The sequence below is a fragment of the Allorhizobium pseudoryzae genome, assembly GCF_011046245.1.
GTDB lineage: Bacteria > Pseudomonadota > Alphaproteobacteria > Rhizobiales > Rhizobiaceae > Neorhizobium > Neorhizobium pseudoryzae.
The window spans coordinates 55,915-67,405 of the sequence record NZ_CP049242.1 but is presented as its reverse complement, the minus strand read 5'-3'; the positions used below and the strand labels follow the sequence as shown (position 1 = coordinate 67,405).

The window sequence follows — 11,491 nt, the reverse complement described above, 5'->3', positions numbered from 1 at the left end:
CTCACTCTCCAAACACAAAGGATGTCGGTAGATCCGCCAAAGTCGGCTGACGCCTGTCCTTGTCCGAGAGCACGACAGCATCGCCTGACACCGGCCAGTCGATACCGATGGCCGGATCACTCCACAGCAGACCACGATCATGCTCCGGGCTGTAGTAGTCCGTCACCTTGTAGCTGATGATCGTGTCGGGCACGAGCGTGCAAAAACCATGGGCAAAACCGGCAGGAACCCAGAGCTGCTCCCCGTTCTCCGCCGTTAACTCGGCCGAAACATACTGCCCAAAGGTCGGCGACCCCTGTCGAATATCGACGGCGACATCCAAAAGCGCGCCGGCGGTGCAAGATACAAGCTTACCCTGAGCCTTCGGCGGCAGCTGGAAATGAAGCCCACGCACAGTCCTGACTTCGGCTGAAAAAGACCGATTGTCCTGAACGAAATGCACCGGCCCTGCCTGCTCCTGAAACAGGTTCTCCCGGAACGTCTCCATGAAGTAGCCGCGGTTATCACCAAATTTCTTCGGCGTTATCAAGATCACGTCCGGAATAGAGAGGCTGTCGAATTTCATAGAAGCTTCATAACCTTGAGGTGATTTGAAGTGAGCTGATGACGGAGTGGTAAATATCATGGCTTTCAGGTGCAAGTTCTAATCCTCCGCCACAAATAAATTCGCTCATGTTGGTAAAATAGCGAGGCGCAGTTGGCGTTACCAACTTCTCAGCGAGGCATGCTATTGGCTCGCTGGAGGTAAGACGTATGGGCCTCACAAATCAGAGCGACGAGATCCAGCAGAATAGCGGTGCGTTCGCCAAGCCAAGTCAACGCTTCCTCGCTGATATAAAAGTGCTTCGAGTAGCGGGCTTTCACATAAGCCTCATTCAACGTGTTGAACCAACCACGTTCCCTCTGCTGGTCACGTGGAAAGGCATCCGCCAAACGGTGATCCTGTTCTTCCGCCAGCGAACGTAGAAACTTCACATTATGGGATGGCGGCGCGTAGTTCGTTAACGTGAGAAGAACACAGGAGTAAGCTTGCTCCAAGGCTTGGTGGAGCTCAAACGCAGCGACACGGAGTTCCTTTTCTCCACGATAAAAATTGAAACCACGTAAAAACGTATTCGCAAGGGAGAAACGGTCTGAAAAATGCTCCCGCGCCACCCGTAGCTTTTCCTCCGGCGTCAATGCCACAGGCTCCGCCAGCGGCTCATCATCGAGTTCATAGAGCGCGATGCCTTCCTTGCGGATGTCGGAGAAGAAATACTGCCCTTCCTTTAGGTAGGTGTTCACCTCGCGGCGGGAATGCACGATGAAGCTAACAGGGGTTTCGATCTGCGAATCGCGGATCAACCGGTCTGCCGCCTTGTACCAGTAGGTCGCATAGTCGCAGAGCTTGCGGTTGTTGACGATGACCAGAAGGTCAAAGTCGGAGCGATAGCCTTTCATGGTGAAAGGCTCGTCCACCCAGCCACCCTTGGCATAGGAGCCGAATAGGATGACCTTCAGAATACGTCCGCGCTTCTTGAATTCGGCTGTCCCGTCCTTCAACGCGTCCTCGAATTCCTCGTGCAGAATTTCGACCGCACGGGCGATCTCTTGTTGCTTCTTCGGAGGGATGTGATCGAGGGAGGATTTCATCATGGACAGCATTTCAATCGTTGAGTTGGCTTTCTGAAGGGCCAAGAGTAAACATCTGACGCAACCCTATACCAGCAATGCCGCGCACAAAATCAGAAAGGTGCACCCTCATAGACGAGGCGATTTTAGGTTGTGACAGCGTTACCAGCCAGGCCTCGAACTTCATCATCGCAAGCTTTCCTCTTGCCATTAAAGTCCTCAGCGATTGCTCCGAACCACTGGAAGCACAACCTCGCAGGTCTGCTCCTTCTGACTTTTCAGCATCTGCTGAATGCAGCTGTCGATCGTTTCGCGATTGTTATCATAGACCCATCCACCCCTTGAAATAGCTCTCCCCGCAACGGGATCTGCAACGTCGATCATGGCTTGGCCGGCGTTGAAGCGGTCTTGCCCCATGACCAGAGCTGCCGCATGACTGGCCATCGAGACCGGCAACAAACGCGACAAGAAGAGCACAACCACGATACCTGTCAGAAAACCCGCCAAGCCGACGACGACCAGCCACTGGTTTTGCTGCCTGGCTTCTCGTGCACTGGCCACGTGGGCAGCAAGATCACGTGCCGTGCTCTGAAAATCGCGGCTTTCATGCTCGAATTGCTGCGCCGCGACGCGCATTAGGCTCTCACCGCTGCGTTCGATCACCCGCGCATAATGCTCGGCGCCCTGACGCAGAACCGGTAACTGTTCGATGCCCTGCAGGCGCGCGTTCATCTGTGACAGCACTTTGTTTGTGCGGCCTATCTCCGCGCTGTAATCGACAGGCGCTCCCTGTCGATCCAACTGATCAAGGGCATACTCGACCCCTTTGCGGATGGTTGTCATTTCACGGGTGAGATTGCCGTGAAGACTTTCGACCCGAGACCGAAGTGCCTCGAAAGCCGCAGCAGCATCTGCTTCATGATCCTCGAGATCTTCCGGCTCCCGTCTGTCGGAACCGCGAAACAAATCACTATCGTTGTTAGGATGTTGCGCCATCGGCATCCCTCTACCGTTCCAGACCCAAGCTCTGGCTGCGGGTCTGCGATAGCTCCCGATCCATCGCCTTGGCTGTGGTCTCGCCTTGCCGGACGGAACTGATGCCCAGTTCCTGGGTCCGACGGCGCAAGGCGGCATCAAGCGGACCGTCACGCTCCAATTCCTTGGACAGGCTCCGCAACTGCTGCTCAACCTTACCGCGGGCTTCCTCATGCTGCCAACCATCAAGCGCGTGTCGCTCGGTCTGTAATACCTGCCAGCGCTCAATGAAGCGATCGGCGCGAACACTCGGATCGGCCAGAGCGGCGCGCTCGCGATCCATCCCGGCAACAAGCTGAGCAAGACGTTCCCGTCCGGAAAACTCCGTCATTGCTTCGCTCGTTTGGGCGTCATGCTGTAAGGCAGATCGAATGAGATCATGGGAACCAGGCCGAGCTTCATTGAGCTTTTGCGCTGCGCGAGCAATTTCCTGTCGCTGCACCTCGAGAAGCGGCAAACCCTGCTCAACTTGCCTCTGAGCTGCACTGAACGCCTGCGCATAGTGATCCACAGCCTGTTCGAAGCTCGACAGGGGCCGGATCCGCTCTGCCAGCCTGTCAGGCTCTGCTCGATCGGGCTCTTGGCCGAGGCCTTGCGCTGGTGAACCGGTGTTATGTTTGGGACCTGCGTTGAGCTTGAGGCCGGTAAACATGCTGCGTCGTTGTGGCTGGCGCTTTGGAGCATCCGTTTCGGCCGCCTCATGTTGCTGCCGCGCGCCAAGACCTGTGTCGCCAAAGGGCTCAGGACGCCCTTGCGAGGGGGTACGCTCCGCCAAGGAAGAGCGCTCGCTGAGGGGCTCATCCTGAGCCTCCCGGATGGTGTGACCCACATGGGAGCGCTCATGATGCTTGTGCTCTTGTATGTCATCAAGCTGAATTTGGTTCCGGACACCGAACTGGGCGGCAATCCCACGCCGCTCGGCAAACTCCTGCACATAATCGAGCGTCGTTTCCTTCGCGCCGGACCGCGACAGGCGGTTTTCAAGCTGCTGATAGGTCAGTTCATCACCCTTTATCACACGCCACGAATGGCGCTGGCTTTGCGCACCATCTGGAAGCATGACGGACGTAGCGCCCTGCTGCTGAAGATCGATCCGCTCTCCAATTGCCGGCTGGGCGTCCCTCATTGTCTGACCAAGTTCGACACCCCAGACGGTGGAGCGCTGCCCCTTGTCGTTCTCCAGCGTCACGAAGTAGCTCTCGCGATCGCCAGCCTGGTGTTTGTAGGGCGCTGCCCCATGGTCGAGGAGTTTACCACCGGCTCGACCGAGGAATTCCCCGGCATCAACATAAAGGCCGACACCGTCGCGATGACGCGTCATCGCGACATAGGCCAGATGTCGGTCCATGGTCCCCGAGGCCAGAACAAAGGCACGATCGACTGTCGCCCCCTGATTTTTATGGATCGTCGTGGCGTAGCCGTGATCAATCGCTTGGTAATCATTGATGGGTACTGTGACGAGGCTGGCTTCAGCGGAAGCCTCAGCACCGGCCCCGTCGAGGTGAATGTGTAGTGCGTTTCGCTCGATGGCCTTCACCTCCCCCAGCATGCCATTCTTCACGCCAAGCTCTCGGCTGTTCTCTAGAAAGACGACCCGGTCTCCAGGGGCAAAGCTGCGTGGCCCGTCATTGGTCTGGAATGTAAACTCACCGCCCTCTTCACCGCGTCCCAGTTGATGGCTGTCCTGGAGACTGGTGCGGATCGCGGCATTCAATGCCCGCACATCCGCACGCCGATGCGCCATGGCAACCCGGGTGCCATCCGGATGCTGCTCACGGTCGGCAAGATAATCGCGGACGATTGCCGCACGCGCCTCATCGCGATGGGACGCAAAGTGGACATTGCCGTGGTCTCGGTAGGACGCCAAAGCCTCCGCGGTTTTATGGGTGGCAAAGGAAACCGAAGCGGCCCGCTGCCAATCGATCTTCTGACGTCGGATTTCGGAGAGTTCTGCATAGCCTATCTGCTCGGCAATGGCTCGGAACGGGGCACCCGCACCGATGGCCTGAAGTTGCTCGTGATCCCCAACGAGAACGATCTTCGCACCTCGTGCTTCTGCCTCAGCGACGAATCGGGATAACTGCCGGCTTCCGATCATGCCGGCCTCATCTATGACGAACACGTCGCCGCGACTGAGGATCCCACGATCGCGCTGCCATCCATGTGACCATGAAGCAAGCGTCCGGCTCTGAATTCCGGAACTCTCCGCCAATCCTTCAGCGGCCTTGCCCGACAACGCGGCCCCATGGACCTTGTACCCTTGTCGCTCCCAGGCATCACGTGCGGCCGCCAACATGGTAGACTTGCCAGCACCGGCAAAACCCACAACGACAGCCATACATTCCGAACCGGTGATGTGCCGGATCGCAGCCTTTTGCTCCTCGCTTAAGCCCGGACGCTTGAGCATCTCACGATCGTCGATGCCCTCACCGCCCTGCTCTCCAGAACGTGAAGTTGCTGTCCTTGCACCGATCAGTTCGTCCTGTAGCCTCATAGCCTGATCGACATGATGTCGATCAACGCCATGGCTGCGGGCATGCGCCATTCGGTGAGCCCCGTCAGCCATGGCGCGCTCGAGCTCCAGCATTTCTCGTGTCGAATACCGTGCAAGCTCCCCCTCACCCGTCATGTCATCCAGGCGCTCCGCCTGAAGCAGCACGAGAGATGGTGATGCCATCACAGACGCGAACGCATTCTGGAAAGCTTGGTGATCGTCGCTGATGTATCGATGCAGAGCCCGCGCGACATCGTGGCGATCGAAGACGCTCTTTTCCTGGCTGATGAGCGTCAGCACCTGCTCCGGCTTCTCGCGGATCAGCTCGGCATTACGGAGCGCAGCTTCCTCGTCCAGCCGCGCCCGCTCAATACCCATTCCCTTGCGTTGCATTTGCGTTGCATGCACGCCCAAATGCCCTGTTGGCGCAAGTTCCAGCCCGCGCTCCATATGGGAACGATGATCAATACGGACATCCAGGCCTTCACGCTGAAGCTGAGAATTGGCAATCCCTTCCCACGCCTGCCTGATATCCCGAAGCTGCATATCGGTCGTTGGAAGACCCTGCGACAACAACCGTGCATTCTTGTACTCAAGAGTGGTCTTCTCGCCGAGCCCCTGTGACGAAACCTGCCGCGTCGTCATCATGACATGCGCATGGTAGTTCCTGATATCGCCTTGCTCATGCGGGGCGTGGATCGCAAAATCCACTGCTGTCCCATAGCGGTCTGCGAGATGGTGAGCAAAAGCGCGAGCAACTTCGATACGCCCTTGTTCCGACAGTTCATGCGGAAGCGCGACCTCGAATTCGCGAGCAACGCGCGAGTCCTTGCGATTTTCCGAATGCTCGGCCGCATTCCACAAAGCAGAGCGATCCAGCGCCCAATCGGCATCTACGCCATCGGGAAGAACAATTTCGCAATGCTCGACGCCGCCCTTCCGCGTGAAATCATGCACAACGCCATCGCGTTCGTTTAGCAGTCGAGCTGCACATCGATAGGCGGCAGATGCGACTGCACTACGGCCAGAAGAGCGCGAGATCGGCTTCGCGGACAGATGATAGATCGCCAAATGCATGCTCCAATACAATTTGCATGCTACTGCGCATCGACTTATACAGCAAGTCGTAAGTGCGCCCTTGTAATCTCAGTCGCTTACTCTCCTTCGACCACGGTGGAGGCATTGGCTGAACCGTGGTCTATCACTCGAGACAACGGAACAAGCTGCATAAGGGTGCCATTGGGGATGACAGATCTCCCTGGCGCACTATAGTGAGCCCGAAATCAGAATGGAGGTTTCAGAGGATGGTAATGTCAGAGCGGGAAACCAACGTATCTGCAGCAAAGCATGCAAGGCAGATTGCTCACCGCAGGAGACCATGGCAACTGCTCATGCTCAGCAACAACAACCAACCGTCGTCTTTCAGCGAAGAGACGGTAGCGGCTCTCACACGCATTCTGGATCTTCTGCCGCATGTGCCGGGATTAGCCCTGCAGACCAAGTTCGGTGAGGTTCACGTCAGTCGCGACTTTTCCGGTGATACCACGAGCGCAGTTGATGCCTTGATTACGACCGTCTTGAAAGACGATCCGAACATTACCGGGATTACCTTCCCGGGAACCGGCAAGCGACCAGAGCACACAGCTACGATAAAAGACCCGCATTGCCTGCCTGCGGGAAAACAGTTCGCCGCCGTCAATCAAGCGCAGAAGGCTGGCCTCATCGGCAGCAGCGAGGCGATCCGTAGGACCAAAGCAATCGGCAACAAGGAGTGAAGCGATGGTCCGCAAATCGATCGAGGAACGCCTCGCCCAGTTGGATGCGCAGCGCTCTGCTCTCAAGGCAAGACTGTCCAAGCAGGAGCGTGCCAACGATACCCGTCGCAAAGTGCTGCTCGGCGCCCTCGTTTTGCATCGCCTTGAACATTCAGATGACCCGGAATTCACCAAACGTCTGGCTGATTGGCTACGCCGTGAGTTGCCAGGTTTTCTGACACGCGAGAACGACAAGGCGCTTTTCGAAGATCTGTTGAAGTGACAGTCGCGTCCCGTCAGGCGTCAACCATCAGAACTGGGCGGAGAGGGAAAGCGAGTTGCGTTTCGATAGAGCACAGCCTCTCGGCAATGTCAGCGCTGAGGTCAGGATCGCGCGCATGTCTTCGCCGCCTGCCCTCTTCTCGAAAGCAAGTTCGGTCTCTTCCAAAACGTGTTCGACCAAGGCCGTTGACGTGCATGCCGACGGCCAGACTTGTCACAGCCCCAAACGACTACAAAGACGTGTGATCGATCCGGAGATCAGGCCCTGGCTAAGAAAAGAAATATGGAATGTGAGATTCTGTCCGATGAACGGACTCACGTAAATCCAGAAGTCTGAGAAGCCTCCGCGCCCATTCGCCTGTGGTTGATTGCGCCTCGGCCATCCGCTCAATGACGAGGCGGCCGCCTATTTCCTGAACGTCATGTTCGGCACGGGTAATCGCCTTTTCCTGTTCAGCCTGTTCCTGATCCAGAGGAAGAGGACTGGATCCGCCATCGACAGCGTGTTCGGCCTGCTGCGGCCGCATAAGCCGGTAGGCATTGGAAGTCTGCTGTACCTGCGGACCAGATCCCTCCCTGTTCGTCGGCACATAGCGGCGTAACCAGTCGATAAAACCGTGCCGTCGAAGCGCATTGAGTGCCTTCCAGATCGCATCGCGTGAACGGTTGAGCTTTTGCACCAGCGTTGCGATCGACGGTTCCAGCCGACCGGTCTTATGATCGATCAGGTTGACCATGTATTCGAGCACTTCGATCGCCACGATACCGAGCGGGCCGTTCTTCTTTCCGGCTTCCTTGCGCAGCTTCTCGTAGCGTTTGGCGAGAACCACCAGGCTCCACCCTTCCCTTCTGCTGACTGCACGCCAAAAACCTGCCTCGCAGTGACCCCGGAGTCTCGAATTCCGTCGGACCGGCTGAACTTGATGGTCATGGTTCATCGGTGCGCGGTTTGTCACCGCACCAAATGTGATCGACATGGGTATCGTCCTCGTCTCCTGTTGGAGGGCCGGGAGCGACAGACAAAGAATCAGCGTTCCGGCAAGAGAGACCTCTTGCCGATGCGAAAATTCTCACCTATGTTGAGAGCATGTCCTCAGTTGTTTGAGCTCTCAGCACAGATATCTGTAGTCCCAAAAACCCCTGCCGCGCCAACGGCGGGGTTTTTCATTTATGCCCTTATGTTTTCGATATAAAACCTCACGGCTTCCTCGATGAGCGGCGCGCGTGATGACACGCCACGCTCTTTCTTCATACGGTCGAGTTCCTCAACGGTCTCGGCCGATAGAAATACGGTCACCGACACCTGACCCGCGGCTCTCTGCCGCGCTCGATGTTCAGCAACGCTGATGCGAATCTTTTCAGTTGGACGTTTTGCCATATTTACATGTAGCCCATCATTGGGCTGATATCGCAACCCTTAAAATCAGAAAGCACAACTATTCATACTCATTCACGCCAGCATGTCGACCTGGGGAATCATCAGGTGCCAACTGGAATGCTATGTCTTATCCCCTTTTCGATCTCATTAAATGCTATTATGATAGCCATAAAAGTCGATTTTTGCGCTTAAGTGATAACATGCTGGCATTTAATTTGTCGTCACCTGAAGACCTAATTCAAGGCCTGGCGCATAGAATGAAGCGCCGGCGGATCGAGAGCGGATTGACCCAACGGGAACTGGCGACAAAATCGAACGTCTCTTACGGATCGCTGAGGCTGTTTGAAGCCAGCGGGAAAATTTCCCTTGAGAGTCTTGTGAAACTTGCTTTCGCTCTTCAGGCAGAGGCTGAGTTTGAACACCTGTTTCCCAGCCGGCCGCCTCAGACCATCGATGATGTCGTCGATCGCCCCCTGAAACAGCGGGTGCGCCGGAGATGAAGTTCAAGCCAGTCCAGCGGATGAGCGTCTATCTGCATCTTGATGGCGACGAGAGAAAACTCGGGACGCTGGCTTGGAGTGGCAAGGAACGGAGGGCTTATACGGACTTCATGGGCTATTAACGACAGCCTGCCGGACGGTTGGGATCGTCTTTTGCTCAACCGCCGTCTGCAGCGGGTATGCATTGACTATACCCGGCTTACACCCATCGACCGTCTCTCGGCGGTTGGCCAAACGGGAATGGGCGCACTGACCTACATTCCTGACCTGCCGGATGATCACAGACGAACGGCTGACAGTGACCTCGACTGGTTCGCTGACCAGGTGGAGTTGGTCCAGCCGGAAACGGACATTGCCGACATCGACAGTTGCAAGGAGATCAAGCCGGATCGGGTTTGGGAACCTAAAAACCATCAGTGTCTTTAGCGCAAGAAACTGATACAAAGAGCCACGTTGTAACCATAGGCTTCGAAGTGCTTCTCGAATTGCTCGAAAAACACTGGATCAGAGTTGAGCGTATTGGCGCAGATGCTGAAAAGCGCGGCGAGAAGATCGGGATGAAGCCTTCATGGGAAGATGGCCACCTGATCGAGCGCTCCCGGACAGCTACGGAGGCAATGGAAGAACGTCAAAAGCCGCGTCAAACCAGAAGCTGAGTTTTGCATGCCGAAGCCGTATTGCATCATCTTCGCTGGTGCCCAACGGCTCTGGTAAATCGTCCATCTATGAAAAGATTCAGCCTCCGGGGGGATTCGTCATTGCGGTAGCTGCTCTGAACGCCGCTATATGGCAATGCAGAAAGGTCAGCAGGCACCTCCCCTCCTCCGCTTGCCTTGCGCCTTACCACAATCTCAATTTCTTTGTCAGCGCTGTCCCCCAGCGTGGGTTGTTCGAAGCCACTCTCATCCCCATACGTCTTGCCACGCCTTAAATTCCGACGGTCTGACCTGGTAGCGGGCAAAGTTGCCTTCATGCATCCCGATGAGCTCGTCCTCCACGATCTCGGTGAATCTGGCTCTATCTTCCGACACGACACGACTGCTCGCCCATGATGACACCTCGTTTCTGATCTGCTTGCGTCCTACCTTTGCGCGGATCAGCATGGCGACAATCTCGCGCAACTCGGAGCGATATTTCAGCCGGAATGGATCGGGCTCCCCGAGGGATTGCCGAACTGCCGCATATCTTGCGGCCGAGCGTTCATAGGCCCAGAAGAAAACGTCTCTCAGCAGAGAAACGTCGTTCAGTTCATAGACGCCAAGAATTGCATCCGTGTAGGCGCGCTGAGAAACATCCGTGAACGAAAGGGGTGAGAGGTTACTTCGAATCAGCGGGATATTTGCGGCGAGGCGCGAGACCCGTTTGTTCACGTCGTCAAACGGTTGCAAATATGGCAGGTGGACCATCACGAAAAATGCCTGTTCGAATGGATCCTCTATTGCTGACGCCTTTTGCAGCAGCTGATCAAAAGACTCCTCGATTAGCTGAGGGACTTCGAGGGGATGAAAAACCGACTGGTCAATGCCAACAGCCACATAACGCAGACGACCGGATGCCGACGGGTCTGCCAACAAGTTATTTGAAAGCAGGGCGTGGAGGTTCAGGAGCGTATACCGATTGAAGTCTATCTCTTCTGCGGTCCCGATCAGGAACTCGATTGCATCCTTGTGGTTGAGGATCATCTGCGCTTCAATATGGTCACGACCATTTGCTTCTTCACCAAACTCAATCAGGCGTCTCGTGTCGAGCAAGGAATAGGTGTTGCCTTCGAGGCGGCTAGAGTTCCATGCAAGATCGATCAACAAGCGATTGAAAATGAGCTTGGCATACGTGCCTGCCGGCTGAGGAGCAGTTTTTAGCCTGCCAATTTCCTGGAGACGTTCGCGCTCCTCGAGCCGGAGATAATACGTGGAATTCGGTTCGTACTTATCGAGAAAATCCATTTTGTAACCCACAGGCTTGCGAGCTCCTGTCGGCTGCGTAATGTAATCGCGAACCGCCTTCCCTTCATTGGACATCCTGATCAGACGACCATAGTCCTCGTCCTTTTGGGCCCGTTCGCCGACAACAGGTTTTCCGGATATCCCAAGGTGATACTTCGCCCATCGACCGCTGCCGCTCATTCGCAACAGCCCGACTTCAACGAGCTGTTTCAGCCGATACTGAAGCGTGCGGCGCGGAATATCTTCTGATAAACATTTTGCGATATCTGGCGCGGAAATGCCATCGGAGTGACCCGCCACAATATCCCGCAGCTCTTTCAGTGCATCGTCCGAAATTTTGTTCGTCATTGTCGAGATTCTTGCGCGTAGAGTTTAAGCGCAATTATGCGTGTGTAGGCGCAATATTCAAGCGTAAACGCAACTTTGAATCCTAGACGCAAGGATCATCGCGCATAGAAAGTAAGGAAGCCGTTGAAGGTGGCAAAACTGACGGA

14 protein-coding genes are annotated in these 11,491 nt (G+C 55.9%); 6 read left to right on the top strand and 8 right to left on the bottom strand.

Going from position 1 to position 11,491, the window contains the following annotated elements; translation table 11 throughout:
* Nucleotide 1 precedes the first annotated feature (1 nt).
* The 5 genes from rfbC to traA all read right to left on the bottom strand — a co-directional run bounded on the left by rfbC (nt 2) and on the right by traA (nt 6,211).
* Complete coding sequence (rfbC, locus tag G6N78_RS18115; protein ID WP_165222136.1) at nt 2–565, bottom strand: dTDP-4-dehydrorhamnose 3,5-epimerase; 564 nt, start codon at nt 563–565, stop codon at nt 2–4.
* A gap of 149 nt (nt 566–714) precedes the next feature.
* Nucleotides 715–1,632 (bottom strand): nucleotidyltransferase and HEPN domain-containing protein, encoded by a 918-nt coding sequence (locus tag G6N78_RS18110; protein WP_165222134.1) that lies wholly within the window; start codon nt 1,630–1,632, stop codon nt 715–717.
* A 13-nt stretch (nt 1,633–1,645) separates the two neighbouring features.
* Nucleotides 1,646–1,801 (bottom strand): hypothetical protein, encoded by a 156-nt coding sequence (locus tag G6N78_RS18105; RefSeq protein WP_165222089.1) that lies wholly within the window; start codon nt 1,799–1,801, stop codon nt 1,646–1,648.
* A 29-nt stretch (nt 1,802–1,830) separates the two neighbouring features.
* Nucleotides 1,831–2,607 (bottom strand): DUF6118 family protein, encoded by a 777-nt coding sequence (locus tag G6N78_RS18100; protein ID WP_165222087.1) that lies wholly within the window; start codon nt 2,605–2,607, stop codon nt 1,831–1,833.
* 10 nt (nt 2,608–2,617) lie between these two features.
* Nucleotides 2,618–6,211: a Ti-type conjugative transfer relaxase TraA gene (traA, locus tag G6N78_RS18095; protein ID WP_206531661.1), complete on the bottom strand. Its 3,594-nt coding sequence runs from the start codon at nt 6,209–6,211 to the stop codon at nt 2,618–2,620.
* Nucleotides 6,212–6,450: 239 nt separating this feature from the next.
* Here traA and G6N78_RS18090 point away from each other — a divergent pair, with 239 nt between their 5' ends.
* Entirely contained in the window at nt 6,451–6,915 is a 465-nt protein-coding gene (locus G6N78_RS18090; protein WP_206531660.1) for a hypothetical protein, read from the top strand.
* Between the two features lie 4 nt (nt 6,916–6,919).
* Nucleotides 6,920–7,177, top strand: a complete 258-nt coding sequence (locus G6N78_RS18085; protein WP_165222083.1) for a mobilization protein — start codon at nt 6,920–6,922, stop codon at nt 7,175–7,177.
* A 268-nt stretch (nt 7,178–7,445) separates the two neighbouring features.
* Here G6N78_RS18085 and G6N78_RS18080 read toward each other — a convergent pair whose 3' ends face one another.
* Nucleotides 7,446–8,153, bottom strand: a complete 708-nt coding sequence (locus tag G6N78_RS18080) for a helix-turn-helix domain-containing protein (RefSeq protein ID WP_234905979.1) — start codon at nt 8,151–8,153, stop codon at nt 7,446–7,448.
* A gap of 191 nt (nt 8,154–8,344) precedes the next feature.
* Nucleotides 8,345–8,554, bottom strand: coding sequence for a ribbon-helix-helix domain-containing protein (locus G6N78_RS18075; protein ID WP_165222081.1), 210 nt, complete (start codon nt 8,552–8,554; stop codon nt 8,345–8,347).
* 200 nt (nt 8,555–8,754) lie between these two features.
* Between G6N78_RS18075 and G6N78_RS18070 the strand changes: the two genes are divergently transcribed.
* The 4 genes from G6N78_RS18070 to G6N78_RS18060 all read left to right on the top strand — a co-directional run bounded on the left by G6N78_RS18070 (nt 8,755) and on the right by G6N78_RS18060 (nt 9,710).
* Complete coding sequence (locus G6N78_RS18070) at nt 8,755–9,054, top strand: helix-turn-helix domain-containing protein (RefSeq protein WP_234905978.1); 300 nt, start codon at nt 8,755–8,757, stop codon at nt 9,052–9,054.
* On the top strand, nt 9,051–9,176 hold the full coding sequence (locus G6N78_RS25980) for a hypothetical protein (RefSeq protein ID WP_272955640.1): 126 nt from the start codon (nt 9,051–9,053) through the stop codon (nt 9,174–9,176). Before G6N78_RS18070 ends, G6N78_RS25980 begins: the two co-directional genes overlap by 4 nt.
* A gap of 118 nt (nt 9,177–9,294) precedes the next feature.
* Nucleotides 9,295–9,480 carry a hypothetical protein gene (locus G6N78_RS25830; RefSeq protein ID WP_234905977.1) on the top strand — a complete coding sequence of 62 codons (186 nt, stop codon included), beginning with the start codon at nt 9,295–9,297 and terminating at the stop codon, nt 9,478–9,480.
* Nucleotides 9,471–9,710, top strand: a complete 240-nt coding sequence (locus G6N78_RS18060; protein ID WP_165222079.1) for a hypothetical protein — start codon at nt 9,471–9,473, stop codon at nt 9,708–9,710. Before G6N78_RS25830 ends, G6N78_RS18060 begins: the two co-directional genes overlap by 10 nt.
* Before the next feature lie 246 nt (nt 9,711–9,956).
* On the opposite strand, the gene G6N78_RS18055 is transcribed toward G6N78_RS18060, so the two are convergent.
* Complete coding sequence (locus tag G6N78_RS18055) at nt 9,957–11,345, bottom strand: Fic family protein (RefSeq protein ID WP_165222077.1); 1,389 nt, start codon at nt 11,343–11,345, stop codon at nt 9,957–9,959.
* Nucleotides 11,346–11,491: the final 146 nt, after the last annotated feature.